Source organism: Streptomyces sp. NPDC102278, from assembly GCF_044766345.1.
Taxonomy (GTDB): Bacteria; Actinomycetota; Actinomycetes; order Streptomycetales; family Streptomycetaceae; genus Streptomyces.
Map to the genome: position 1 here is coordinate 202918 of NZ_JBIWLV010000004.1, position 24470 is coordinate 227387.

Genomic DNA, 24470 nt, shown 5'->3' on the forward strand with positions numbered 1-24470 from the left:
TTCGGCGTTTGGTCCGCCGGCTGGCACCGCGCCACCGCCGCCGGCCCGCCCGCGGGGCCCGCGGGGGACCGCCGGGCCGCGGCCCGCACACGCCCCGGGGGCCCGGGGCGGTCTCGCGACCGCCCCGGGCCCCCGTGCCCGACTTCTTAGTCGAGATAGTCGCGCAGCACCTGCGAACGCGACGGGTGACGCAGCTTCGACATCGTCTTCGACTCGATCTGACGGATGCGCTCACGGGTGACCCCGTAGACGCGGCCGATCTCGTCGAGGGTCTTCGGCTGGCCGTCGTTGAGGCCGTACCGCATGGAGACCACGCCCGCCTCACGCTCGGAGAGCGTCCCCAGGATCGACTGCAGCTGCTCCTGGAGGAAGGTGAAGGACACCGCGTCCGCCGGCACGACCGCCTCGGAGTCCTCGATGAGGTCACCGAACTCGCTGTCGCCCTCCTCACCCAGGGGGGTGTGCAGGGAGATCGGCTCACGGCCGTACTTCTGGACCTCGATGACCTTCTCGGGGGTCATGTCGAGTTCCTTGCCCAGCTCCTCCGGAGTGGGCTCCCGGCCGAGGTCCTGGAGCATCTGCCGCTGGACACGGGCCAGCTTGTTGATGATCTCGACCATGTGGACCGGGATGCGGATGGTGCGCGACTGGTCGGCCATGGCACGCGTGATCGCCTGCCGGATCCACCAGGTCGCGTACGTGGAGAACTTGAAGCCCTTGGTGTAGTCGAACTTCTCCACCGCGCGGATCAGACCGACGTTGCCCTCCTGGATCAGGTCCAGGAAGAGCATGCCGCGGCCGGTGTAGCGCTTGGCGAGGGAGACCACGAGACGGAGGTTGGCCTCCAGCAGGTGGTTCTTGGCCCGGCGCCCGTCCTCGACGAGGATCTCCAGCTCGCGCTTGAACGTGGGCTTGTGGTCCTCCTCCTCTTCGAGCTTGTACTCGGAGAAGAGGCCCGCCTCGATGCGCTTGGCCAGCTCGACCTCCTGCTCGGCGTTGAGCAGCGGCACCTTGCCGATCAGCTTGAGGTAGTCCTTGACGGGGTCGGCGGTGGCGCCGGCGACCATGACGGTCTGCGCCGGGGCGTCGTCCTCGTCGTCGTCGGACAGCACGAAGCCCTGGGTCCCGCCGACCTTCGGGGTCCCCTCCTCGGCCTCGTCGGCCAGGTCCTCGGCCGCCCAGTCCTCGCCCTCGGCGGCGGGCGTCTCGCCCTCGTCGCCGTCCTTTGCGCCCTTCTTCGTGGCGGCGGTCTTCTTGGTGGCCGTCGCCTTCTTCGCGGCGGTCTTCTTGACCGTCCGCTTCTTCGGCTCGGCGGCGGCCTCGGCCGTCGCCTCCTCCTCGGTCCCGGAGGCCGACGGTGCGGATATCGCCGCGGCGCCGGCGGCGACCGCCGTCTTGCGCGCGCCGATGGGGCGCGGCGCGGCGGCGGCCTTCTTGGTCACGGTGCGGGCCGGGGCGGCTGCCTTGCGCGGCTTCTTCGCAGCGGCCTTGGTGGCGGGAGCGGCGCTGACGTGGAGGGCGACACCCTCCTCGTCCAGGACCTGGTTCAGGCTGCGCAGGACCCGCTTCCACTGGTCCACCGGGATGCGGCCGGCCTCGAAGGCCTGGCGCACGTCATCACCGTTGATGTGACCCTGCTCGCGGCCGCGCTCGACGAGCGTGACGAGGGCCTCCGATTCGGCGATCTCCGGAGGGAACGTACGGGACGGGCTGAGCGACACAAGGAGCCTCTCGTTGCGAACAGATAAGGGGTGGGCGGGACATCATCGCGCGAACTCGGGAAACAGACCCGAGGGGGGTCTGTATTCCGGGGCCGCGCGAGGACACCTGTCGGTTCATCGCATGCCCGAGTCGATTCGTTACGCGCTGAATTGAGTGACCTGCGCCACGCTGTGGCGGCGCAACCGATCCGGCGTGGATCCGTCCGCCCTCCTCCACCCTCTTCCTCAGCCCGTTTTGCGGGCCTCGACGAGGAAGCGGGCGGTGTGCGCGACGAACGGACCTTCGCGTTCGATCCGTTCGTGCAGCTCGCGCAACCGGTCCCGGTGGTGCCCGACCGTGAAGCCCGGCACCATCCAGATCACCTTCCGTAGAAAGTAGATCACGGCTCCGATGTCGTTGAACTCCGTCCGCAGTCGCTCGGAGCGCAGATCGACGATTTCCAGGCCCACCGCGCGGGCCCCGGCGACCGCGTCGTCGGGGTGCCGGGCGCGTCGGACCTCCTCCGGCTGCGGGCCCAGGAAGTACTCCACCAGCTCGAAGACGCTGGCCGGACCGACCTGCTGCGAGAAGTACGTGCCGCCCGGTGTCAGCACGCGGGCGATCTCGTCCCACCAGACGGTCACCGGGTGCCTGCTGCTGACCAGCTCGAAGGCGTCGTCCCCGAAGGGCAGCGGCGGCTCGTCGGAGTCGGCGACCACGACCGCGCCCCGCGGGTGCAGGAGCCGGGTCGCCTTGGCGACGTTCGGCGGCCAGGACTCGGTCGCCACCGTCAGCGGGGGCAGGGCGCCGGCTCCGGCGAGCACCTCGCCGCCGCCGGTCTGGACGTCGAGGACGGAGGAGACCCGGGAGAGACGTTCGCCGAGGAGCTTCTGGTAGCCCCAGGAGGGGCGCTGTTCGGTGGCGCGGCCGTCGAGCCAGGAGAAGTCCCAGCCGTCCACGGAAACGGACTCGGCCTCGGCGACAAGATGGTCGAAAGTGCGCGTCATCCCTCGATCGTCGCAGGCCGGGAGCCGGTCCTCCAGCGCATATCCCGGGCCCGCCCCGCCCGGGCGTCGACTAGAGTGGGCGGCGGGCCGTGACTGGCGTTCGGGTGGATCACCACCGGGGAGCGGCCCGGCGTACCGGTGGGTACGTCGACTGCCGCGCGCCTGGGCGAACCGCGATTCCGCAGCGACGCTCAGGAGACCCCATGACGACCGCCCAGACCGCTCCGACCACTCAGACGGCCCGGACCGCCGAACTCATGGACGGCACCGCCGTCGCCCGCCGCATCTCGGAGCAGACCGCCGCCCACGCCGCGAAGATCACCGAGCGCACGGGCACCGCCCCCTGCCTGGCGACCGTCCTGGTCGGCGAGGACCCCGCGTCCGTGACCTACGTACGGATGAAGCAGAACCGTTGCGCCAAGGCCGGGATCACCTCCCGCCACGTCGAACTGCCCGCGGAGACGACCACCGGGGAACTGGTGGCCGCGCTCACCGCGCTCTCCGAGGACCCGGAGATCAGCGGCATCCTGCTCCAGCACCCCGTGCCGCACCACATCGACGAGCGGGCCGCCTTCGAGGCCATCGCCCCCGGCAAGGACGTCGACGGTGTGACGATGCACTCCTTCGCCGCCATGGGCTTCGGCCTGCCGGGCTTCGTCTCCTGCACCCCCGGCGGCATCATGCGCCTGCTGGAGGCGTACGACGTGGACCTGACCGGCAAGCACGCCGTGGTCGTCGGCCGCAGCGCGATCCTGGGCAAGCCCGCCGGGATGCTGCTGCTGGAGCGCAACGCCACCGTCACCTACTGTCACTCCCGCACCGTGGACCTGCCCTCGATCGTGCGCCAGGCCGACGTGCTGGTCGCCGCCGTCGGCAAGGCCGAGTTCATCCGGGGCGAGGACATCAAGCCGGGCGCCGTCGTCCTGGACGCCGGCTACAACGCGGGCAACGTCGGCGACGTCCACTTCGAGTCGGCCGCCGCCCGGGCCTCCCTGATCACCCCGGTCCCCGGCGGCGTCGGCCCGATGACCATCGCCGTGCTCCTGGAGCAGACCGTGCGGGCCGCCGCCGCGCAGGCCGGCCTGGACCTCGCGGAGCTCTGACCCGGGTCCCGCCCGCCCGATCCCGTACGACGAACGCCCCGGCCCGCTCGGTCCGGGGCGTTGCGTTTCCCGCCCGGGTCAGGAGCGACCGACGGGGTCGGCAGGGGCGCCGGTCGGGTCGCCCTCGGTCCGGCCCTCCCCGGGGCCGGGCTGCCCGGACCGGTCCAGCCCACCCATCGTCCGCTCGGCGGCGGTGAGCGGCGCGGCCTTGTGCGCGCCCTGCCCGGAGGCCCGCAGCACGCGCCAGAGCACGTCCGGGCGGAACCAGTGGGTGGGCGGGCTGGTCATGGTGATGACCTGGAGGAAGGCCCCGGTGAGCGCCTCCTGCGTGGTGGCGCCGGTCATCAGCCGGCTCACGTACCTCGCCACCAGGCCGGAGCCGGGCCGGGGCTTCATGCCGGTCGAGGTGGCGTCCGGGTACAGGACGTCCTGCGAGGTGGCGAGCTCCCAGGCGGTGGAGACCTGCGGGGCGAGCGCGCGCTGCGCGGCGCGGCCCACGGAGGGCTGGGCGAGCCCCCGGGTGCGCAGCAGGTCGCGTACGGCCAGCAGCCCGCGGGCGGCGACGGTCATGCCCTGCCCGTACAGCGGGTTGAAGGTGGCGACGGAGTCGCCGACGGCGAAGAAGCCCTCGGGCAGGTCGGCCTTCTCGAAGAAGACGCGGCGGTTGGCGGTGCCCTGGGTCACGGACACGTCGGTGAGCGGCTTCCTGCCCTCCAGCAGTTCCCCGACGACCGGGTCCCGCACGTCCTTGGCGAACGGGATGAACGCGTCCGGGTCGGCGGTCGGCTGGCCGCCGCGCGTGCCCGACAGGGTGGCCTGCCACTGGCCGTTCTCGATCGGGACGATCGTCGCGGTACGGCCGGGCACGGGCACCCGCGGGTCGGACTGCACGTTGACGATGGGGAAGCCCATCGCGTGGCTTCCGGCGGGCGCCTCGAAGATCCGGGTCGCGTAGACCAGGCCCGAATCGACCTCCGCCTGCTCGATGTCGCTCGCCCCCAGCTCCTGCAGCCAGGTCCGGCTCCGGGAGCCGCGACCGCTCGCGTCGACGACGAGGTCGGCGGCGATCAGCCGGTTCTCCTCCTGCGGGGTGTCGACGCGGACGCCTGTGATCCGGGCCGCCGAGCCCTCCAGGCCCCGTACCCGGCTCTGCTGGAGCGTGCTCACCCCCTCCAGCGCGAGGACGCGGGCGCGGACCACCGAGTCGAGGAGGTCACGGCTGCACGAGATGCTGAACTGCTTCTCCCCGCACCGGGGCAGCCAGCCCTCCGCGGCCTTGGTGACGAGATCGACGGGCAGGCTGCGGCGCAGCGCGCCCGCGGCCGTCCACTCCCCGATGACGCCCGGCAGGATCTCCTCGATGGCGCGCGCCCCGCCCGACCACAGGACGTGCACGTGTCGGGCCTGCGGCAGGCCGCGGCGCGGAGCGGGGCCGTCCGGCAGCCTGTCGGCGTCGATGATCGTCACCGTGGCGTGTTCGGCGAGGACGGCTGCCGTGAGGAGGCCGGACATGCTGCCGCCGATGACGACGACATGACGGGGCGTGGAAGGCTGGGGCATCGTGTGGTGGCTCTCTGTCAGGGCCGCACGGGAGACGGCGACACAAGTGAAGTGGGTGGTCGGGCCACCGGGTGCGGTCGGCCGCGGCCGGGCCCGCCGGGGGCCCGGGGGCGCGCTGCTCATGGAGCGCGCTCCTCGGCGGGGCGGTCGCCCGGGCCCCGTACCGGCCCTCGGGCGCGGCCCGGGTCCTCGGGCGGACGGGCATCGAGACGGCCTTCCCGGGCGAGCAGATCATCCAGGTGGTCGGCCAGGGACTTCCATCCCGCGGGGGAGAGCCGTCCGGCACGGGTGACGATGCTGCGTACGTCGTGCGCCCGCAGGACCGCGAGCATCGGGTTCTCGGCCTCGTGGGCGGCCGACTCCAGCTCGCGCCCGATCCCGGCGAGGGCCGCGGCCAGCGCCTCGGTGTCGTCGGCCAGCAGGAACCCGCTCTCCACGCCGTAGAAGCGCTGGATACCGGCGGCGGCGGCCAGGCTCGGCAGGCCCTCGCCCCGCGCGAGGCGCGTCAGGGACTGCCCCGACGCGTCGAAGGAACTCGCTATGGCCGTCAGGGAGTACGGCCGGCCGTCCTCCCGGGGGCGGGTGCGGCGCAGGTGCTCGAAGCGCTCCCGGACCTGCTGCCGCAGCGGCTGCCGGGCGGGCCGGCCGTCGAGGGTGAGACGGATGGCCTCGGGCGTGATGCCGGTGACGAAGGACAGGTGCTCCAGGTCGTCCGGGGCGCCCGCCCCGGCGGGGGCGGTGGCCAGGGCCCGTTCCACCGCGCTCTTGTTGTCGGCCAGCAGGAAACCCGCGAAGACCCCGAAGAACCGCTGGATGCCGGCGGCGTGCCCCAGGCCGGGCAGTCCGGTACCCGCGTTGAGGGGGCCCAGGGAGGCGCCGGGCGCCCGGAAGTCCTCGGCTATGGCGGCGAGCGACCACTCCCGGCCGTGCTTGTCGCGGCGGGTCTCGCGCAGACGCAGGAAGCGCCGGTGCACCCGCCGGGTCAGGGGCACTTCGGGCGCCTCGCCGGCCAAGACCCGTGGGATCAGCGCCGGTTCGACCCCGGAGAGGTGACCGAGCCGCTCGACGGACAGCACGTCGGCCGGGTCCTGTCCGCGCTGTTCCGCCAGCCTCGCGACGCGGTCCCGGATCGTGGTGAGGTCGGGTCGGGCGGCGGCTCGCACCGGGAAATTCTCCGTATGTCGCTCGGACGTTCGAGGGGTCGGGCTGTCCGAAGCCTAGCCCGCGCCCTCACGCCGAACCAGCGGAACCCCCACCTTTCCTTCACCCCGTCTCAAAGAAGATGGGTACCCGCGGCCTCCGCGTCCGCCGACCCGACGGCCCCTTACCCGGGGGGTAATCGACCCCGCCCCGGCCCGTCGGCACAGTGGGGGCATCGGGTTCCGGGGCCGCGCACTCGGCTCCGGGGCCCGATGCCCCCACCCCGTACGTCCGATCCTCGACGGAGGCCGATCCGCCATGTCCGCAACCCTGCTCGCCGGCATCGCCCGCACCACCGAACCGCAGGCCGTGCTGCGCCGGTTCCTCGCGTTGGACGCCCTGGTCACCGCCGGCAACGGGCTCGCCTACCTCGCCTTCTCCGAGCCGCTCGGCCGGCTCCTGGGCATCGGCCCGGCGACCCTGCTCGTCCTCGGACCGCTCCTCGCCCTGTACGGGGCGGGCGTCGCGGGGGCGGCCTCCCGACGCCGGCCGCCGGTCTTCCCCGTCCGGCTCGTCATCGAGACCAACTGCCTCTGGGTGGCGCTGAGTCTGGCCGCCGCGCTGTTCTGGTTCACCCCGACCGCGGCGGGCGCGGTGTGGATCGCCGCGCAGGCGCTCGTCGTCGCCGGCTTCGCGCTCGTCCAGTGGCTCGCGCTGCGCGGCTCGCTCTCAGGACACCAGTGAGCGCAGGTACTTCACCGTCGCCGGGTCGGCCGGCAACAAGGTCTCGATGGCCAGCTCGGCGACGGTCACGTCCATGGGTGTGTTGAAGGTGGAGATGGACGACACGAAGGACAGCGCGTGCCCGTCGTGTTCGATCCGCAGCGGCAGCGCGATGTTCGCGACCACCTCCCGCGGCTCGCCGCTGTCGGCCCGTTCCGCCACGGGGTACGCCGCCACCTCCTCGTACAGCGCGCGCAGCGGCTCGGAGCGCGACAGGGCGATCTGCCGCTCCATCTGTTCCAGCAGGTGCCCGCGCCACTCCCGCAGGTTGAGGATCCGCCCGGCCAGGCCCTGCGGGTGCAGGGTCAGCCGCATCGCGTTCAGCGGCGGCGCCAGCAGGTGCTCGGGAACGCCGTCCAGCAGCAGGGCGATGCCCCGGTTCGCGGCGATCACCTGGTACGTGGCGTCCACCACCAGGGCCGGATACGGCTCGTAGCCCGCCAGCAGCCGCTCCAGCGAGTCCCGCAGGACCTCCATCGACGGGTCGTCGAGCGGGGTGTGCGGGTAGCGGGGCGCGTAGCCGGCCGCCAGCAACAGGGCGTTGCGCTCCCGCACCGGGACGTCCAGGTGCTCCGCGAGCCGCAGCACCATCTCCTCGCTCGGCCGGGAACGACCGGTCTCCACGAAACTGATGTGCCGCGACGAGGAGTCGGCGCGCCCCGCCAACTCCAACTGACTGATCCCGCGCCGCTCCCGCCAGGTGCGCAGCATCGCGCCCACACTCACCGTCGTCATGCCCCGAAGGTAGCCCAGCGGGCCCGGCCCGCCGGTCGGGGCCGGCGCGCCGCCGTGAGGAGGAGCGGAACGCGCCGGTACGCACCGCCGCGCGAGACCCTCCCGGGGGCCCGCGCTGTGGGAACCTTGACCCCACGTCAGGCGATGGAGCCGACCGAGTCGTGAAGGAGTGTGCGGATGTCGGGCGAGCCGCTTTCCCAGAAGGAGATCGAGGACCGGCTGCGGGAACTCCCGGGCTGGGCCTTCGAGGAGGACCGGATCCTGCGCACCTACCGGCTGGGCAGCCACTTCGCGGCGAGCGCGCTGGTCGCCCACATCGCGGCGGTGCAGGACGAGTTGAACCACCACTCGGACCTCACCCTCGGCTACGACACGGTCCGCGTGGCGGTGAACACGCACAGCGCGGGCGGCGCGGTGACCGAGACCGACTTCGCCCTCGCCGAACGGCTGGAGGCCCTCGCGCCCGCCCACGGGGCGAGCTGATGCCGATACCGGGTTCCCTGCTCGACTACGACGCCGAGGCCGAGGCCTACGACGCCACCCGGGGCGGTACCCCGCGTGCCGAGGCCGCGGCGGCGGCGGTCCTCGGCCTCCTCCCGGCCCATGTGCGCGGCGTCCTCGACCTGGGCTGCGGCACGGGCATCGTCACCGCCCGACTGCGGCGTCCCGGCCTGCGGGTGCTGGGCGCGGACGCCTCGTACGGGATGGCGGCGATGGCGGCGCGGCGCGGCATCCCGGTGGTGATCGCCTCCGGGACCGGGCTTCCCCTGCGGCCCCGGTCGTTGGACGCGGTGAGCGCGGTGTGGCTCCTGCACCTGCTGCGCGAGCCCGCGGTGGTGCCGCGGCTGATCGCGGAGGTGGGACGGGTACTTCGGCCGGGAGGGGTGTTCGTCACGACCGTGGACAAGGACGCCGCGCACGACGTCGGCAGCGACATCGACGAGGTGCTGGCACCGCACCTCACCTCCGCCCCGGCGGACGCCCCGGCCGAGGTGACGGCGTACGCCGCGGCGGCGGGTCTGCGGCCGTGCGGGGAGGCCGTGTTCACCGGCCGCGGCCAGGGCGTCACCCCGCGCGGCGCGGCCGAGGCGCTGCGCGCGGGACGGTACGCCTCCCGCGTCGCGCCCCGGTCCGCCACCGTGGAGGAGGTGGCGAGCCGGCTGGGGGCGCTGCCCGACCAGGACGTCCCGCGCACGGACCCGACGTACCGCCTGTCGGCCTTCGTCCGCGCCTGACGCGCGCGTCTGGGCGGGCCGATCGCGGGTGGGGCGGTCGCGGGCGGGGCGGTAGCGGGCGGGGCGGTAGCGGACGGGGAGGTCGGGGCGGGGGCTACGCGGGTTCCAGGCGCCACCACTGGGACGGCGAGTCGGTGTCCTCGCACTGGCGGGCCTGTCCCTCCTCGTCCGCCTCCAGCGGCAGCCCGCTGATGACGGCGATCAGGGAGACCACGCCGGGATCGTCCAGGTGTTCCTCGACGATCCACTCCTGGGCGCCGAAGGCGTTGGCCTTCCACACCTGGACCCGGGTCCCGCTGTCCACGGACGCGTTCGCGACGTCCAGCCGCTTGCCGTTGTGCACGCTCACCAGATGGAAGATCCCACCGCCGCCGTACACCGGCGAGATCTCCCACTGTCGCGCGGACGCGGGCGCGGGCGGGCCGTCCGGCCCCACCCGCACCCGGTTCCCGCTCTCCACCTGGAGCAGCAGACCACTGCCGACGTTGCGGAGTCGGTAGACCCCGTCAGGAACGTTCACCCGCACACCCTCGGATCGCTCACATGTCGAAGACGGCCGGGTCGGGCCCGAGCCGCCGGCCCGTCGTGCCGGCGCCCAGGGCGTCCAGCGCGGCGACGTCGTCGGCGTCCAGTTCGAAGCCGAAGACATCCAGATTCTCGCGGATGCGCGCGGGGGTCACGGACTTGGGGATCACGACGTTGCCGTGCTGGAGGTGCCAGCGCAGCACCACCTGCGCGGCGCTGCGGCCGTGCTTGGCGGCGATCGAGGCGACGGCGGGAAGCGTGAGCAGTTCCTTGCCCTGGCCGAGCGGGGACCAGGCCTCGGTGGCGATCCCGAGGTCGGCGTGCAGGGCGCGCAGCGCGGTCTGCGGGAAGAGCGGGTGCAACTCGATCTGATTGACGGCCGGGACCAGGTCGCTCACGGTCCGGATCCGCTCCAGGTCCTCGGGCCGGAAGTTCGACACGCCGACCGCCTTGGCGCGGCCGCTCGCGGCGATCTCCTCGAAGGTCTTCCAGGTGGCGAGGACGTCGTCCCGCATCGGGCGCGGCCAGTGGATCAGGTACAGGTCGACCTGGTCGAGGCCCAGCCTGGAGAGGGAGTCGTCGAAGGCGCGCAGCACCTCGTCGCGGCCCCAGGCTCGGTCCGGGCCGTTCCACAGCTTGGTGGTGACGAAGAGTTCCTCGCGCGGTACCCCGGCGCGCGCGATGGCCCGGCCGGTGCCCTCCTCGTTGCCGTAGATCGCCGCCGTGTCGATGCTGCGGTAGCCGGTCTCCAGGGCGGTGGTGACGGCCTGTTCCGCCTCGTCGTCCGGGACCTGCCAGACCCCGAAGCCGAGCTGGGGCATGAGGGTGCCGTTGTTGAGCTTGATGCCGGGGACCTGGTTCACGTCGGGTCGTTCCTCGTCGTCGGGTACGGGTACGGGTACGGGCGCGGCGGTACGCGCCGCGGCCTGCGAGGGGCCATAACCGGCCACTCGCGGCCCGCATTCCCGCCATATGGGTGGTTATTCAGGAGGCCCCCAGATAGGCCTCCCGCACCCGCCGGTCCGCCCGCACCTCGGCCGCCGTCCCCTGGGCGAGCACGGTCCCGAGATCCAGTACGACGACCCGCGCGCAGAGCTCCATCACGAAGGCCACGTTGTGCTCGACCAGCAGCACCGCGCACCCCTCCTCGGCGAGCCGCCGGACCACCGCCGCGAGCCGCTCCCGCTCGGGCGCCGACATCCCCGACGCGGGCTCGTCCAACAGCAGCACCCTCGGCCGATCGGCCACCGCGCGGGCCAGCTCCACCATCCGGGCCCGCCCCACCGGCAGCGCGCCCGCGTACGTGTCCCCGAGCGCCTCGATCCCGCAGCCCTCCAGCACCCGCGCGGTCCGCCGGCGGCGCTCGCGCTCCCGGCGCCGGCGGGCCGGAGCGGCGACCAGGTCCGCGACCGGACCTCCCCCGCCACCGCGCCACTCCTGGGCGACGAGCACGTTGTCGGCCACGCTGAGCTGACCGAACAACTGCTGCCGCTGGAAGGTCCGACGCACCCCGTGGCGGGCCCGCCAGACCGGGGAGCGGCGGGTCACGTCCACGCCGTCGAGCAGCAGCCGCCCCCGATCGGGGCGTCGGATCCCGGACAGCACGTCGAACAGCGTGGTCTTGCCGGCCCCGTTCGGGCCGATCACACCGCACACCTCCCCGGCCCGGACCCCGAGGTCCACCCCGGTCAGTGCCCGGACCCCGCCGAAACGCACACTGACGTCGAGCGCCTCCAACACGTACGGCGCCGTCATCGGACCATCCCCAGGTAGGCCTCGGTCAGCCGGTCGGCCTCCACCTCGGCGCGCGGGCCGCACCAGGACACCAGTCCCTGGGACAGGTAGGCGACCGTGTCCGCGACCCCGAGGATCCCGGCCGCCTTCTCCTCCACCAACAGCAGCGCGGTCCCGGCGGTCCGGAGCTCGACGAACAGCTCGTACACCTCGTCCACCACGCGCGGCGCGAGCCCCAGCGAGGGCTCGTCGGCGATCAACACCCGCGGCGGCCGCTGCAACAGCGGAGCCAGCGCCAGCAACTGCTGCTCCCCGCCCGACAACGCGCCGGCGGGCACCCGACGCCGCTCCCGCAACCGGGGGAAGCGCCCGAACACGGCGTCCCGCTCGGCCGGGTCCCGCAAGTGGAGCGCAAGGTTCTCCTCGACGTCGAGCGAGGGGAAGATCCCCTGGCCCTCGGGGGCGAGCAACACCCCGCCCCGCGAACGGCGCACGGCCCCCTCCCGCGTCACGTCCCGCCCTGCCACCAGGACCCGACCGTCACCGGCGGGCAGCGCCCCGGCGGCGACCCGGCACGCGGTGCTCTTCCCGGCCCCGTTGGGCCCGAGCAGGGCGAGGATCTCGCCCCGCCGCACCACGAGGTCCACGCCGTGCAGCACCGCCCCGCCGTCGTACCCGGCCCGCACCCCCCGCAGCTCCAGCGCGACGGAGTGGCCCGCCCGTTCACCCCCGCCGGTGTTCGGGGCGCCGGGGCCCGGGGGCGAAGTCCCCGAAGCGGCCCGGGGCACGGGCACCGCCCCGGCTTCGGCGGGACCTTCCGTACCGGTCGAGCCCCGGGCGCGGCGCGCGGCCGGCCGTACGGGCACGGCGGCGCAGTAGCCGTCCGGGTCATTGGCCAGCGCCAGACCCGCCAACCCGAAGAGGATCACCGGCAGGTGCGCCGAGGCCGTCACGTAGTGCGCCATCACCTGCGGGGCGACCGCGAACACCAACCCGGCCACCACCGCGTACTGCGGGCGCCGCACCCCCGCCGCCACCACGACGGCCAGCCACACCAACCCGGTCATCGCCGTGAAGTCCGTGGCCGTGATCCGGGTGTTGTACGAGGCGTACATGACGCCCCCGAACCCCGCGAGCCCGGCCGACAGCGTGAACAGCAGCAGCTTCGTCCGCAGCACGGACACCCCGGAGGCCATCGCCGCCGCCGGGGCCGACCGCACGGCCAGCATCGCCCGCCCGGAGGGGGAGTCGCGCAGCGCGCCCAGCCCGGCGGCCACGACCGCGACCAGCACCACCAGGGCCACCCCCATCGCCCGGTCGTCGGACAGGTCCAGAGGTCCGACGACCGGCCGAGGTATCGACCAGCCGGAGTCCCCGTTGCGCAACCACCGCAACTGGAACAGCACCTGGTCGGCGAGGAAGGCCAACGCCAGGGTCGCCAGGGCCAACGACCGTCCCCCCAGCCGCAGCGCCGGCAGCGCGACCAGGGCGCCCAGCAGCGCGGCCGCGCACGTCCCCACCGCCAACGCCGCCACGAACGGCCATCCCCGGCTCATCAACAGTCCGGCCACCAAAGCCGCCCCGGTCACGAAGGTGGCCTGCGCCAGCGACACCATCGCGCCGAGCCCGGTGACCACGGTGAACGACATGAACACCAGGGCGATGGCCAGCCCCTGGGTGAGGAGCCCGCTCCAGAACGGGGTCGTCACGGTGTAGAAGGCCGCGCACAGCAGGACCGCGCCCGCCGCCCACGCCCCCCACCGGCGCGCCCAGGACGCCCCGGCCAGGTGGTCCACCGGCGGGGCGTCCGCGGCGATGGTGGCGGCGGTCCGCGCCCGCCGGGTCAGCACCAGCAGGCCGCCGAACAGGATCAGGAACGGCACGGCCGTCCGGAACCCGGTGATCCCCTCGGCGAACGAGGCGTACCCGGCGACCAGGTTCTGCAGCACCCCCAGCCCCAGGCCGCCCGCGAACGCCAGCGGGACCGACGCGAACCGTCCGATCACGGCGGCCGTCGCCGACACGAACAGGAACAGGGTGAAGTCGTGCGCGGACAGTCCCAGGAGCGGGGTCGCCAACACCCCGGCGAGCCCCGCCAGCGCCGAGGCGATCATCCACGCGACCGAGGACAGCCGGTCGGCGCTGATCCCGCGCAGTTCGGTCAGCGAGCGGTTGTCGACGGCGGCCCGCAGCATCAGCCCCAGCCGGGTGTGCCGCATCAGCACCCACAGGGCCACCGCCACCACGGCCGTCACCACCCAGGTGATCAGCTGGTCGGAGTCGATCCCGACGCCCTCGGTGAGCTGCCAGGACCTCGCGGGGCTCGGCCCCACCCCCGGCAGCCCGAACTGGTTCTCGGCGGGCTTCACGGGCGCCCCCGCGTCGCCGAGGAGTTCCACCGCCCACAGGCCGGCCGCGGGCAGCGCCACCAGCAGTCCGATGGTCGCCACGATCTGCGCGGTCTCCCCGACCCGGGCGAGCCGCCGGAACATCAGCCGGTCCAGCCCCCAGCCGAGCCCGGGGGCCACGCCGAACACCACCAGGAGCGCCGCGGGGACGGCCGGCCAACCCAGCCCGGAGTGCAGTTCGTAGAAGGTGAGCGCGCACAGATAGGCGGTGGCCCCGTGCGCGAAGTTGAAGAGCCCGGACGCCGAGTACGACAGCACCAGCCCGGTGGCCAGCAGCGCGTACAGGGCGCCGGAGACCAGGCCGCTCAGCACGAAGACGAGCAGATCTCCCATGCCGCGGGCCTACTTGAAGGGGATGGGCTCGTGGCACGCGAACGGGACGGCGACCTCGTACGCGCCGCCGCTCAGCCGGACCAGCGCCCCGCAGCCGAAACTGTCCTTCTGGCCCTTGGGCTCCGCCCGGTCGCCGACCAGCGTGCCGGTGTCGGAGAAGGTGCGCGCGGCGCTCTGGAAGGACTCCGCGGTCAGGTTCCTGCCGGCCTTGCCCGCGATGGAGAGGAACAGGTCCGCCGACATGTACCCGGTCATCATGTGCATGTTGAGGGGTACGTCCTGCCCGCCGGCCGCCGCCTTGATGTCGGCCTTGAACCGGTCCATCGCCGGGTTCCGCGACTCGAACGGCTCGAACTGGAGGAGGACGTACACCCCGTCCAGCGCCTGCCGGGTGGCGTCCTTGGCGAGCAGCCCCGGATCGTAGTCGGTCGGGTCCGTGAGCACGCCGCGGTAGCCGCCGCGCTTGAGCGCGGTGAACAGCCCGATGTTGTTGGGGGTCTGCATGACGGAGACGACGGCGTCGGGAGCCTTGCCTCCGTTGCTCGTCAGTAGCTCCTTCACGTACGCCGACCAGTCGCTCGGCACGGCGGTGCCGGGCACCGACGCCTTCGCGTAGGACACCGTGAACCCGGCGCTGCCGAAGCCCTGTCGGAAGGTGGCCACGCCGAACTTCCCGGCGTCGCTGTCATTGGCGATGATCGCGACCGACTTGCCGGCCGCCCCGCCGAGGATCCGGGCGATGCCCTCGGGCCAGGTCTGGTTGATGGTGCCGCCGGGGGTGGGGACCAGACAGCCGTTGAACCCGTAGATGTACTCCGGTCCGCAGAAGGAGGGGAGGGTGCCCCAGCCGAAGGTGGGCACCTTCTCCCGCTGGAGGAAGTCCGCGCCGGAGAAGGTGACCGAACTCATCGGGGCGACCGCGAAGACCTTGTCCTGTTGGACGAGCTTGCGGGCCGCCGCCGTGTTCTTGCCGGGGTCCTGGCCGTCGTCCTGTGCGCCGATGTAGTCGATCCTGCGGCCGTTGACCCCGCCCTCCGCGTTGGCGCGCAGGTAGCGGGCCTTCGCTCCGAGGTCGGTGTCCTTCTTGCTGTACCCACTGGCACTGGTCATCGACACGATGCCGCCGACCTTGATCGAGTCGGCGGTGACCCCGCGCGTGGTGCTCGGCGCGTCCCCGGGCTTGCCCGGTGCGGCGCCGTTGGTGGAGGCGGAGTTGCAGGCGGCGACGAGCGCGAGGGCCGCCGCCGCGGCGGCGAGGGCGTGGATGGGTCGCAGCATGTGTGGAATCCCCTCCGGTCGGAATCCCCGCATTCTGTACGCGAGCTGACGCACCGTCAATATCGACAACCCATTGAAATGACGGATCGTCAGATAGGTGCCGGTCTGCTCGCCCCGGCCCCGTCATCCCTGGTACAGGGCCGCCACCTCCGTCGCGTAGGCCTGCTCGATCGCCCGCCGCTTCAACTTCAACGACGGCGTCAGCAGCCCGCGTTCCTCGGTGAACTGCTCGGCCAGCACCCGGAACGTACGGATCGCCTCCGCCTGGGACACCAGGGTGTTGGCCGCCACCACCGCACGGCGCACCTCCGCCGACAACTCCGGGTCGTGTATCACCCGCGCCGCCGCCTGCTGGGGCAGCCCCCGCATCGACAGCCAGTGCGCGACCCCCTCCATGTCCAGGGTCACCAGCGCCGCGATGTAGGGCCGGTCATTGCCGACCAGGACGCACTGCGACACCAGGGGATGGGAGCGCACCCGCTCCTCCAACGCCGTCGGCGAGACGCTCTTCCCGTTCGACGTCACCAGGATCTCCTTCTTGCGCCCGGTGATGGTCAGGTACCCGTCCTCGTCGAGCCGCCCCAGGTCCCCGGTCGCCAACCAGCCCCCGCGCAGCACCTCCTCGGTGCCGCGCGGATCGTTGAGGTACCCGGAGAAGACGTGCCCGCCGTACAGCCAGACCTCCCCGTCGTCCGCGATGTGCACCGAACCGCCCGGGATCGGCGGGCCCACCGTCCCGTACTTCGTCGCCCCCGGCGGATTCGCCGTGGCGGCGGCCGAGGACTCCGTCAGCCCGTACCCCTCGTAGACCGTGATCCCGGCGCCGTCGAAGAACAGCCCCAGCCGGCGCGACATCGCCGACCCGCCCGACATGGCGTGCCGCACCCGCCCGCCCATCGCCTCGCGGACCTTCCCGTACACCAGCTTCTCGAAGAACTGGTGCTCCACGCGCAGGGCGGCCGACGGGCCCGGTCCGGTGCCGAAGGCTTTCTGTTCGCGCGCCTCGGCGTACCGCACCGCCGTCTCCACCGCCCGGTCGAAGGGGCCCGTGCGCCCCTCCGCCTCCGCCTTGCGACGGGCCGCCGCGAACACCTTCTCGAAGACGTACGGCACCCCCAGCACGAAGGTCGGCCGGAACGCGGTCAGGTCCGGCAGCAGTTCGGCCGCGGCCAGCACCGGCTGGTGACCGAGCTTCACCCGGGCCCGGACGGCGGCGACCTCCACCATCCGACCGAAAACGTGCGCGAGGGGGAGGAACAGCAGCGTCGAGGGTTGCTCGCCCGGGCCCGCGCGGAAGACCGACTCCCAGCGGTCGACCATGGTGTCGGCCTCGAACATGAAGTTCGCGTGCGTCAACACACAGCCCTTGGGGCGCCCCGTGGTCCCCGAGGTGTAGATGACGGTCGCGGTCGCGTCGGGCGTCACCGCGCGGCGATGGCGGTGCACCACGTCCTCCGCGACCCCGCGCCCGCCCTCGACCAACTCCTCCACCGCACCGGCGTCGAGCTGCCAGAGCCTGCGCAGGTGGGGGAGCCGTTCGATGACGGAACCCACCGTCATGGCCTGGTCCTCGTTCTCCACGACGCAGCCGGTGCACGAGGAGTCGTACAGGATCCAGTGCGCCTGCTCGGCCGACGAACTCGGGTAGACCGGCACCGGTTGCGCGCCGATCGCCCACAGGGCGAAGTCGAACAGCGTCCACTCGTACCGGGTCCGGGACATCACACCCACCCGATCCCCGAACCGGATGCCCTGGGCCAACAGCCCCTTCGCGAGCGCCAGCACCTCCTCGGCCAGCTCCCGGGAGGTGACGTCCCGCCAGACGCCCTCCGTCTTGCGACCGAGCACCACCCGGTCCGGATCCTGCCCGGCATGCTGGAAGACGACGTCGGCCAGACCGCCGACCGGTGCGTCGGTGACCACGGGTGGGACGGTGAACTCGCGCAAGGGCCCGCTCCTCTCCGCGCAGTTTCGCTCCGCACGGCGCCGGTGACGGTACCCCACACGGAGGCCCGGCGGGAGGTGGTCCGAACAACCGTTGCGAAGCCATCACCACTGGTCAGCGCCGTGGGCGCGGGGTCCGTGGAGATCGACGGGAGATCGACGGGAGATCGATGGGCGATCGACGGAGGAACGGGCGCGGATCTCCACGACATCTGCGCGAGCCCCGCACCGCGAGCGCCCCGTGCCGCGTCATGACCGCCCCCGCCCCGCGCCGCGAGTCCCCCCGCGTCGCGAGTCCCCCGCGTCGCGAGCGGCCCCCCGCACCGGACCGCCCCCCGTGCCGCCATGTGTCCGCGCGGGTCAGGCCGGCCGGCTCAGTCGGTCGCCGCCCGAGAGGATCGCGGCCGCCAGGGCCTCCGCGGCCGGGGTCGACCGGCGTCCCTGGAGCAACGCGAACTCCACCGGCCCCAGTTCCGGCAGCCCGCCCACCCGGACCAGACCCGGCGGGATCAGCCCGCGGGTGTGCGCCATCACCCCCAGCCCCGCCCGGGCCGCCGCGATCAGACCGCTCAGGCTGCCGCTCGTACACGCGATCCGCCAGGCCCGCCCGTCCCGCTCCAGCACCTCCAGGGCCCGCGCCCGGGTGATCCCCGGCGGCGGGAAGACGATCAGCGGAACAGGGCGCTCGGGGTCCATCCGCAGTCCCTCGGCCCCGATCCACACCATCCGGTCCCGCCACACCAGCCGACCCCGCTCGTCCCCCCGGCCGCGCCGCTTGGCCAGCACGAGGTCCAGGCGCCCCGCGTCCAGCCGTTCGTGCAAGGTGCCCGACAGCTCGACCGACAGCTCCAGATCCACCTCGGGGTGCTCGTGCCGGAACCCCTCCAGCACCTCCGGCAGCCGGGTCAGCACGAAGTCCTCCGACGCCCCGAACCTCAGCCGCCCCCGCAGCCGGGTGCCGGTGAAGAAGGCCGCCGCCCGCTCGTGCGCCTCCAGGATCGTGCGGGCGAAACCCAACAGCGCCTCACCGTCCTCCGTCAGCTCCACGCTGTGCGTGTCCCGGACGAAGAGCGGCCGTCCGGTGGCGTCCTCCAACCGCCGGACGTGCTGGCTGACCGTGGACTGCCGGACGCCCAGCCGTCCCGCCGCCTGCGTGAAGCTGAGCGTCTGGGCCACCGTGAGGAACGTGCGCAACTGGACCGGGTCGTACATGCCGTTCATGAGCCCACGTTATCGGTACTCGTGATGACAGTCAGTTCGGTGTACGGGTTTCCCGATGACCGTCCCGTGCCCGACGATGAGACGAGCCCGGCATCCCCGCGCCGGGCCTCCGCACGCCCCGATGCCCCCTGCCCCACCGACCCGCCGAGTCCCGAAGCGGTCACGGCCCCGAGAGCGAATGAGCACCGCGACCATGCGACGCCCCCACCTCCCCTCCTGGCTGCCCCTGGACCCGTACGTCCTGGCCCTGCTGGGCACCGTCGGCCTCGCCGCCCTGTCTCCCGCCCGCGGTCAGGCCGCCACCGTCGCGCAGGGCGCCACCACCGCCGCCGTCGGCCTGCTCTTCTTCCTCTACGGGGCCCGGCTCTCCACCCGCGAGACCTTCGACGGGCTGCGCCACTGGCGGCTCCACCTGACCGTGCTCGTCTGCACCTTCGTGCTCTTCCCGGTGCTCGGCCTGGCCGCCCGCGCCCTGGTCCCCAGCGTCCTGACGCCCCCGCTCCACAGCGGCCTGCTCTTCCTGTGCCTGGTCCCCTCCACCATCCAGTCCTCCATCGCCTTCACCTCGCTCGCCCGGGGCAACGTGCCCGCCGCGATCTGCGCCGGATCCTTCTCCAGCCTCGCCGGCATCTTCCTCACCCCCCTGCTCGCCGCCGCGCTCCTGGGCAACAGCGCCGGCGGCTTCTCCCTCGACTCCCTGCGGAAGATCGCCCTCCAACTCCTGCTGCCGTTCGTCCTCGGACAACTGACGCGACCCCGGCTCGGTGGTTTCCTCCTGCGCCACAAGAAGGTGCTGGGCCGCGTGGACCGGGGCTCGATCCTGCTCGTCGTCTACACCGCGTTCGGCGCGGGCATGGTCGCCGGCATCTGGCACCAGGTCAGCTTCCTGCGGCTCTGCGCCCTGATGGCGGTGGAGGCCGTGCTCCTCGCGACGATGCTCCTGGTCACCTGGTACGGGGCGAAGAGCCTCGGATTCGGCCGAGAGGACCGGATCGCCGTCCAGTTCGCCGGGTCGAAGAAGAGCCTCGCCGCCGGACTGCCCATGGCCGGCGTGCTGTTCGGCGCCCACGCGAGCCTCGCCGTGCTCCCCCTCATGCTGTTCCACCAGATGCAACTGATGGTCTGCGCGGTGCTGGCCCGCCGGCGCGCCGGTGACACGGTCCCCGAACTCCCCGCCCACCGTGTGGCGGAGGTCTCCCGGCAGGCCCGACACCCCGCGCCGCGGGCCCGGTAACGTGCGGCGGTGACCTGGATACGCCCGCTCGCCGCCCACGCCGAACGCCCCTGCACCCTGGTGGTCTGCCGGGGCTGCTGCTGCGGGGACCCCCGCAAGAACCCCGGCTCCGACCACGCGGGCCAACTCGCCCGGCTCCGCGAGGCCGCCGCCGCCTCCGGGGGCCGCCTCGCCGTCCGTACCAGCGACTGTCTCGGCCCCTGCGCCCAGGCCAACGTCATCGTGGTCCAACCCACGAGCGAGGCCCGCCGCAAGGGTGCCCGCGCGGCCTGGTTCGGCTGGGCCCTGGACGACATCGCGACCGACGAGATCATCGCGTGGGCCGAGGCGGGCGGCCCCGGCGCAACCCCGCTCCCGGCCACCCTCGACCTGCACCGCATCGACCCCCCGGAGCCGAAACCCGCCCCGACCCGCCGTGGCCGCCAGGGACGCTGACGGCAGGGGCGCCGACGAGGGGGTCGCCTACGACGGGGGCATCGACCACGGCGGTCGCCGGCGGCAGGGCCTACAGGCTCACGCGCTGCTCGCCGGCGTAGATGTTCATGTCCGGCCCGCGCAGGAAACCCACCAGGGTCAGCCCCGTCTCCACCGCGAGGTCCACCGCGAGCGAGGACGGCGCCGAGACCGCCGCCAGAATCGGTATCCCCGCCATCACCGCCTTCTGGGCCAGTTCGAACGAGGCCCGCCCCGACACCAGCAGGACCGAGCCGGACAGCGGCAACCGGCCCGCCTGCAACGCCCGCCCGACGATCTTGTCCACGGCGTTGTGCCGCCCCACGTCCTCCCGCAGGTCGAGCAGCTCGCCCCGCGCCGAGAACAGGCCCGCGGCGTGCAGCCCGCCCGTGCGGTCGAAGACCTTCTGGGCCGCGCGCAGCCGGTCCGGCAGCAGGGAGAGGAGGTCCGCGCCCACCCGGACCGGGTCGGCCGCGATCCCCGGGAACCGGGTCGCCGTCCGCACCGCGTCCAGGCTCGCCTTCCCGCACAGTCCGCAGGAGGACGTCGTGTAGACGTTGCGTTCCAAGGTGATGTCCGGCACCGGCACCCCGGCCGCGAGCTGCACGTTCACCACGTTGTACGTGTTCGAACCGTCCGAGGTCGCCCCCTCGCAGTAGGTGACGGCCCGGACGTCCGAGGCGTGCGCCAGCACGCCCTCGCTCACCAGGAAGCCCACCGCCAGCGCGAAGTCGTCGCCCGGGGTGCGCATCGTGATGGCCAGCGGTTTGCCGTTCAGCCGGATCTCCAGCGGCTCCTCGGCCACCAGCGTGTCCGGGCGGGCCCCGGCCACGCCGCCGCGGATCCGGACGACGCGACGGCGTTCGGTGACCCGTCCCATGTGATCAGTCCACCGTTCGTTCCTCGTCGTGCACGTCGTGCACCTGACGGGCCCATTCTCGCGGATCCGCCGTCGAGGACGCCCCCGGCAGGAGGATCCTCGGAATTCTCCAAATTCAGGTGCCTTAATCCTGTCGGGTCACGCGCACCCGTACCGACCGGTAGCAGGCGAAGCTGGGTGATCCTGACTGTCGACGAGGGGAATCCCGTTCATGACCGGTTCACGCGTGGTGGCGCTCGGGCACTACCAGCCCGCCAAAGTGATCACCAACGAGGACCTCGCGGCCATGGTCGACACCAACGACGAGTGGATCCGATCCCGGGTCGGCATCAAGACGCGCCACATGGCGGGACCCGAGGAACCGGTCGACGAGCTGGCCTTCCAGGCCGCGGGCAAGGCCCTCGCGAACGCCGGGCTGACCCCCGACGACATCGACCTCGTCCTCGTGGCCACCTCCACCGCGATCGACCGTTCCCCCAACATGGCCGCCCGTGTCGCGGCCAAGCTGGGCATGGGCGGCGGCCCCGCCGTCATGGACATCAACGTCGTCTGCTCGGGCTTCACCCACGCCCTGGCCACCGCCGACCACGCGATCCGCGCCGGTTCCGCCACCCGCGCCCTGGTCATCGGCGCCGACAAGATGACCGAGATCACCGACTGGAGCGACCGCACCACCTGCGTGCTGACCGGTGACGGCGCCGGCGCGGCCGTGGTCGAGGCCTGCGAGCAGCCCGGCATCGGCCCGGTGCTGTGGGGCTCGGTGCCCGAGATGGGTCACGCCGTGCGGATCGAGGGCTCGCCCCCGGTCTTCGCGCAGGAGGGCCAGGCCGTCTACCGGTGGACCACCAGCCGGCTCCCCGCGCTCGCCCGCAAGGTCTGCGAGAAGAGCGGGATCACCCCCGAGGACCTGGCCGGCGTCGTCCTGCACCAGGCGAACCTGCGGATCATCGAGCCGCTCGCCGCGAAGATCGGAGCCGTCAACGCCGTCGTCGCCCGCGACGTCGTCGACTCCGGCAACACCTCGGCCGCCAGCATTCCGATGGCCCTGTCCAAGCTGGTCCAGCGCGGCGAGATCCCCTCCGGAGCCCCGGTCCTGCTCTTCGGCTTCGGCGGCAACCTCTCGTACGCGGGTCAGGTCATCCACTGCCCGTAGCCGGCCGGGACCGTCGCGCGGGACGCGGAGCCGCCCTTCCCCGGCAGGCCGGTGAGACGTACCGTCTCGCCAGGCCCGGCAGGGTATGCCCGCAGGTCAGAGCGGCGCGTCGGATTCCACCGGAGCCGAATACCTGGTCGGAACCACGTCGATCCCCTGCTATTGTTGTCCATGTCGCCGCGGGAAACCGGGGCCGACCACCTGGTCCGGGTGGCGGAATGGCAGACGCGCTAGCTTGAGGTGCTAGTGCCCTTTATCGGGCGTGGGGGTTCAAGTCCCCCCTCGGACACCAGCACGAAAGCCCCACTTCGGTGGGGCTTTTTGCGTTGTGCGGCATCATGGCCCTCAACGGGGCGAGGGGGAGACACGTGTCGCAGCACCATCCGCGCAACAGCTTTGTGATCGCCGGGCGTTACCGGCTGGAGGAGCGGCTGGGCAGGGGCGGGATGGGGACCGTCTGGCGCGCGAGAGACGAACTGCTCGGGCGGTCGGTCGCCGTCAAGGAACTCCACGTCGAGGACGGGACGGAAACCACGGGCGCCCTGCGGGAGGCGCGCACCGTCGCCCAGGTCCGACATCCGCACGTGGTCGTCGTCCACGACGTCGTGGAGGACGACGGGCGGCCGTACATCGTGATGGAACTCGTCGACGGCGGGTCCCTCGCGGACCGGCTCACCGCCGGAAGGCCGCTGGACCCCGCCGAGACCGCCCGCACCGGGCTCGCCCTGCTCGGCGCCCTCGGCGCGGCCCACGCCCGCGGGGTGCTCCACCGGGACGTCAAGCCCGCCAACGTCCTGATGGAGGCCGGCACCGACCGGGTGGTCCTCACCGACTTCGGCATCGCCCACCTCGCCGGCGCCACCACCATCAGCGAGACCGGCGCCTTCGTCGGCTCGCCCGAGTACACCTCGCCCGAGCGCATGCGGGGCGCCGCGGCGGGACCCGAATCCGACCTGTGGTCGCTGGGCGCCCTGCTGTGCGCGGCCCTGACCGGGGAATCGCCCTTCCACCGGGACTCCCTCGGCGGGGTGCTGCACGCCGTCGTCCACGACGAGATCCGCCCTCCGGCCAAGGCGGGGCCGTTGCTGCCGGTCATCCGCGGCCTGCTGGACCGGGATCCGGGGCGACGGTTGGACGCCGCCGAGGCGGAGCGGTTGCTGTCAGCGTACGTGACCACCGGGAAGGTGCCCCTGCCCGCCCGGGCCGCCGACCCCGCCCCGCCCGCCGGGACCTCCGGCGCGGGCGCCGCGCCCGGTTACTCCCCGACCGAGCACGTCGTGCGACCGGCCGCTCCCACCGCCGCTCCCACCCCCCCGGCCCTCAGGATCGGGCTGGTCGTGGCCCTCGTCGTGTTGGCGGTCGTCGCCACCGTGACCGTGACCCGGCTGCTCGACGACGGATCGCGGGGACGGACGGGTACGGCGGGCCCCGCCGCCACCGCCCCGGTCGCGAACGGGTCGGCCGGACCGGTGAACGACGCGTCGGCCTCCCCCGGCCCCGCGAACGCCGACCCCTCGCCACCGGCCGCCCCGAACCCCGTCGGGTCCCGGACCCCGCAGCCCGAACGTTCCGCGCCCGCCAAACCCGCGCCCGCCGGCTACCGCACCGTCGTCGACCGGGAGGGTTTCAGCCTCGCCGTGCCCGAGGGCTACCGGCGCAGCACGGACGACCGGCGGGTCTTCTACGTCTCCCCGGACGGCGCCTTCCGCATCGGCATCAAGTCGACACCGCCGGTCGCCGGCGGGCCGCTCGCCGCGATGGGGACCTCCGACGCGGCCGGCCCCGACACCAACCCCGGCTACCGCGACAACACCCTCGTGCGGACCACGCACAACGGGCTGCCCGCCGCCCTGTGGGAGTTCACCTGGAACGGCTTCACCGCTGCGGAGGGCCCCCGGCACACCTTCGACCTCTGCTGGGACGAGAACGGCAGCATGTACGACGTCTGGGTCTCCGCGCCGGTGGGACGGCTCGCAGAGGCGCGGAGCCACTTCGACGCGGCGCTGGACTCCTTCGTCCCCGCGCTCGCCAACGCGACGTAGG

The 24470-nt window shown here is 73.1% G+C and carries 21 protein-coding genes, 1 tRNA gene and 1 riboswitch; of the genes, 9 read left to right on the forward strand and 13 right to left on the reverse strand.

The features are described from left to right. Window positions 1–146: 146 nt before the first annotated feature. Both ACIRO3_RS13175 and ACIRO3_RS13180 read right to left on the reverse strand, forming a co-directional pair. The gene (locus tag ACIRO3_RS13175; protein ID WP_361772594.1) at window positions 147–1721 is read right to left on the reverse strand and encodes an RNA polymerase sigma factor; all 1575 of its coding nucleotides are present in this window, start codon (window positions 1719–1721) and stop codon (window positions 147–149) included. A gap of 225 nt (window positions 1722–1946) precedes the next feature. Next, on the reverse strand, window positions 1947–2708 hold the full coding sequence (locus tag ACIRO3_RS13180; protein ID WP_404135695.1) for a methyltransferase domain-containing protein: 762 nt from the start codon (window positions 2706–2708) through the stop codon (window positions 1947–1949). A gap of 79 nt (window positions 2709–2787) precedes the next feature. Continuing rightward, window positions 2788–2883, forward strand: a riboswitch (ZMP/ZTP riboswitch). A gap of 28 nt (window positions 2884–2911) precedes the next feature. On the opposite strand from ACIRO3_RS13180, the gene ACIRO3_RS13185 reads away from it, so the two are divergent. Further along, entirely contained in the window at window positions 2912–3811 is a 900-nt protein-coding gene (locus tag ACIRO3_RS13185) for a bifunctional 5,10-methylenetetrahydrofolate dehydrogenase/5,10-methenyltetrahydrofolate cyclohydrolase (RefSeq protein WP_404135698.1), read from the forward strand. A 78-nt stretch (window positions 3812–3889) separates the two neighbouring features. On the opposite strand, the gene ACIRO3_RS13190 is transcribed toward ACIRO3_RS13185, so the two are convergent. Together ACIRO3_RS13190 and ACIRO3_RS13195 are read right to left on the reverse strand one after the other, a co-directional pair. Further along, window positions 3890–5371 (reverse strand): NAD(P)/FAD-dependent oxidoreductase, encoded by a 1482-nt coding sequence (locus ACIRO3_RS13190; protein ID WP_404135700.1) that lies wholly within the window; start codon window positions 5369–5371, stop codon window positions 3890–3892. A 119-nt stretch (window positions 5372–5490) separates the two neighbouring features. Beyond that, window positions 5491–6534 carry a hypothetical protein gene (locus tag ACIRO3_RS13195; protein WP_404135703.1) on the reverse strand — a complete coding sequence of 348 codons (1044 nt, stop codon included), beginning with the start codon at window positions 6532–6534 and terminating at the stop codon, window positions 5491–5493. Between the two features lie 295 nt (window positions 6535–6829). Here ACIRO3_RS13195 and ACIRO3_RS13200 point away from each other — a divergent pair, with 295 nt between their 5' ends. Continuing rightward, window positions 6830–7255, forward strand: a complete 426-nt coding sequence (locus ACIRO3_RS13200) for a hypothetical protein (RefSeq protein ID WP_404135706.1) — start codon at window positions 6830–6832, stop codon at window positions 7253–7255. On the opposite strand, the gene ACIRO3_RS13205 is transcribed toward ACIRO3_RS13200, so the two are convergent. Then, window positions 7241–8029, reverse strand: a complete 789-nt coding sequence (locus tag ACIRO3_RS13205) for a helix-turn-helix transcriptional regulator (RefSeq protein ID WP_365997528.1) — start codon at window positions 8027–8029, stop codon at window positions 7241–7243. The two genes, ACIRO3_RS13200 and ACIRO3_RS13205, sit on opposite strands and share 15 nt — an antisense overlap. A 177-nt stretch (window positions 8030–8206) precedes the next feature. Between ACIRO3_RS13205 and ACIRO3_RS13210 the strand changes: the two genes are divergently transcribed. Together ACIRO3_RS13210 and ACIRO3_RS13215 are read left to right on the forward strand one after the other, a co-directional pair. Beyond that, window positions 8207–8512 (forward strand): 4a-hydroxytetrahydrobiopterin dehydratase, encoded by a 306-nt coding sequence (locus ACIRO3_RS13210; RefSeq protein ID WP_365997529.1) that lies wholly within the window; start codon window positions 8207–8209, stop codon window positions 8510–8512. 17 nt (window positions 8513–8529) lie between these two features. After that, window positions 8530–9264, forward strand: coding sequence for a class I SAM-dependent methyltransferase (locus ACIRO3_RS13215; protein ID WP_404136295.1), 735 nt, complete (start codon window positions 8530–8532; stop codon window positions 9262–9264). 94 nt (window positions 9265–9358) lie between these two features. On the opposite strand, the gene ACIRO3_RS13220 is transcribed toward ACIRO3_RS13215, so the two are convergent. The 7 genes from ACIRO3_RS13220 to ACIRO3_RS13250 form a co-directional block, all read right to left on the reverse strand. Then, window positions 9359–9784 (reverse strand): RICIN domain-containing protein, encoded by a 426-nt coding sequence (locus ACIRO3_RS13220; protein WP_329441208.1) that lies wholly within the window; start codon window positions 9782–9784, stop codon window positions 9359–9361. A 19-nt stretch (window positions 9785–9803) separates the two neighbouring features. After that, window positions 9804–10652, reverse strand: a complete 849-nt coding sequence (locus ACIRO3_RS13225) for an aldo/keto reductase (protein WP_404136298.1) — start codon at window positions 10650–10652, stop codon at window positions 9804–9806. Between the two features lie 121 nt (window positions 10653–10773). Continuing rightward, entirely contained in the window at window positions 10774–11544 is a 771-nt protein-coding gene (locus ACIRO3_RS13230; protein WP_404135709.1) for an ABC transporter ATP-binding protein, read from the reverse strand. Next, window positions 11541–14264: an ATP-binding cassette domain-containing protein gene (locus ACIRO3_RS13235; RefSeq protein ID WP_404135712.1), complete on the reverse strand. Its 2724-nt coding sequence runs from the start codon at window positions 14262–14264 to the stop codon at window positions 11541–11543. The genes ACIRO3_RS13230 and ACIRO3_RS13235 overlap by 4 nt, the downstream gene beginning before the upstream one ends. A 9-nt stretch (window positions 14265–14273) precedes the next feature. After that, window positions 14274–15542 carry an ABC transporter substrate-binding protein gene (locus ACIRO3_RS13240; protein ID WP_404135715.1) on the reverse strand — a complete coding sequence of 423 codons (1269 nt, stop codon included), beginning with the start codon at window positions 15540–15542 and terminating at the stop codon, window positions 14274–14276. Window positions 15543–15665: 123 nt separating this feature from the next. Continuing rightward, window positions 15666–17489, reverse strand: a complete 1824-nt coding sequence (locus ACIRO3_RS13245) for an AMP-dependent synthetase/ligase (RefSeq protein WP_404135718.1) — start codon at window positions 17487–17489, stop codon at window positions 15666–15668. Window positions 17490–17846: 357 nt separating this feature from the next. Beyond that, window positions 17847–18698: a LysR substrate-binding domain-containing protein gene (locus ACIRO3_RS13250; protein WP_361772830.1), complete on the reverse strand. Its 852-nt coding sequence runs from the start codon at window positions 18696–18698 to the stop codon at window positions 17847–17849. A 202-nt stretch (window positions 18699–18900) separates the two neighbouring features. Here ACIRO3_RS13250 and ACIRO3_RS13255 point away from each other — a divergent pair, with 202 nt between their 5' ends. Together ACIRO3_RS13255 and ACIRO3_RS13260 are read left to right on the forward strand one after the other, a co-directional pair. Beyond that, a complete protein-coding gene (locus ACIRO3_RS13255; RefSeq protein WP_404135721.1) occupies window positions 18901–19941 on the forward strand; it encodes a bile acid:sodium symporter family protein in 1041 nt (346 codons plus the stop codon). 9 nt (window positions 19942–19950) lie between these two features. Next, window positions 19951–20376, forward strand: coding sequence for a (2Fe-2S) ferredoxin domain-containing protein (locus ACIRO3_RS13260; RefSeq protein WP_404135723.1), 426 nt, complete (start codon window positions 19951–19953; stop codon window positions 20374–20376). 70 nt (window positions 20377–20446) lie between these two features. On the opposite strand, the gene fdhD is transcribed toward ACIRO3_RS13260, so the two are convergent. Continuing rightward, window positions 20447–21274 carry a formate dehydrogenase accessory sulfurtransferase FdhD gene (gene fdhD, locus ACIRO3_RS13265; protein ID WP_361772564.1) on the reverse strand — a complete coding sequence of 276 codons (828 nt, stop codon included), beginning with the start codon at window positions 21272–21274 and terminating at the stop codon, window positions 20447–20449. A gap of 211 nt (window positions 21275–21485) precedes the next feature. On the opposite strand from fdhD, the gene ACIRO3_RS13270 reads away from it, so the two are divergent. The 3 genes from ACIRO3_RS13270 to ACIRO3_RS13280 all read left to right on the forward strand — a co-directional run bounded on the left by ACIRO3_RS13270 (window position 21486) and on the right by ACIRO3_RS13280 (window position 24469). After that, on the forward strand, window positions 21486–22427 hold the full coding sequence (locus ACIRO3_RS13270; protein ID WP_361772562.1) for a beta-ketoacyl-ACP synthase III: 942 nt from the start codon (window positions 21486–21488) through the stop codon (window positions 22425–22427). Window positions 22428–22631: 204 nt separating this feature from the next. Continuing rightward, window positions 22632–22719: transfer RNA gene (locus ACIRO3_RS13275), tRNA-Leu, on the forward strand. A 154-nt stretch (window positions 22720–22873) separates the two neighbouring features. Beyond that, the gene (locus tag ACIRO3_RS13280; RefSeq protein ID WP_404136300.1) at window positions 22874–24469 is read left to right on the forward strand and encodes a protein kinase; all 1596 of its coding nucleotides are present in this window, start codon (window positions 22874–22876) and stop codon (window positions 24467–24469) included. The last annotated feature ends 1 nt before the right edge of the window (window position 24470 follow it).

Coding starts and splice junctions, on each gene's coding strand:
- ACIRO3_RS13190 (WP_404135700.1), bottom strand. CDS start 5,371: ATGCCCCAGCCTTCCACGCCCCGTCATGTCGTCGTCATCGGCGGCAGC.
- ACIRO3_RS13250 (WP_361772830.1), bottom strand. CDS start 18,698: ATGTACGACCCGGTCCAGTTGCGCACGTTCCTCACGGTGGCCCAGACG.
- ACIRO3_RS13180 (WP_404135695.1), bottom strand. CDS start 2,708: ATGACGCGCACTTTCGACCATCTTGTCGCCGAGGCCGAGTCCGTTTCC.
- ACIRO3_RS13210 (WP_365997529.1), top strand. CDS start 8,207: ATGTCGGGCGAGCCGCTTTCCCAGAAGGAGATCGAGGACCGGCTGCGG.
- ACIRO3_RS13240 (WP_404135715.1), bottom strand. CDS start 15,542: ATGCTGCGACCCATCCACGCCCTCGCCGCCGCGGCGGCGGCCCTCGCG.
- ACIRO3_RS13205 (WP_365997528.1), bottom strand. CDS start 8,029: ATGACGACGGTGAGTGTGGGCGCGATGCTGCGCACCTGGCGGGAGCGG.
- ACIRO3_RS13200 (WP_404135706.1), top strand. CDS start 6,830: ATGTCCGCAACCCTGCTCGCCGGCATCGCCCGCACCACCGAACCGCAG.
- ACIRO3_RS13270 (WP_361772562.1), top strand. CDS start 21,486: ATGACCGGTTCACGCGTGGTGGCGCTCGGGCACTACCAGCCCGCCAAA.
- ACIRO3_RS13185 (WP_404135698.1), top strand. CDS start 2,912: ATGACGACCGCCCAGACCGCTCCGACCACTCAGACGGCCCGGACCGCC.
- ACIRO3_RS13255 (WP_404135721.1), top strand. CDS start 18,901: ATGCGACGCCCCCACCTCCCCTCCTGGCTGCCCCTGGACCCGTACGTC.
- ACIRO3_RS13280 (WP_404136300.1), top strand. CDS start 22,874: ATGGGGACCGTCTGGCGCGCGAGAGACGAACTGCTCGGGCGGTCGGTC.
- fdhD (WP_361772564.1), bottom strand. CDS start 21,274: ATGGGACGGGTCACCGAACGCCGTCGCGTCGTCCGGATCCGCGGCGGC.
- ACIRO3_RS13230 (WP_404135709.1), bottom strand. CDS start 11,544: ATGACGGCGCCGTACGTGTTGGAGGCGCTCGACGTCAGTGTGCGTTTC.
- ACIRO3_RS13235 (WP_404135712.1), bottom strand. CDS start 14,264: ATGGGAGATCTGCTCGTCTTCGTGCTGAGCGGCCTGGTCTCCGGCGCC.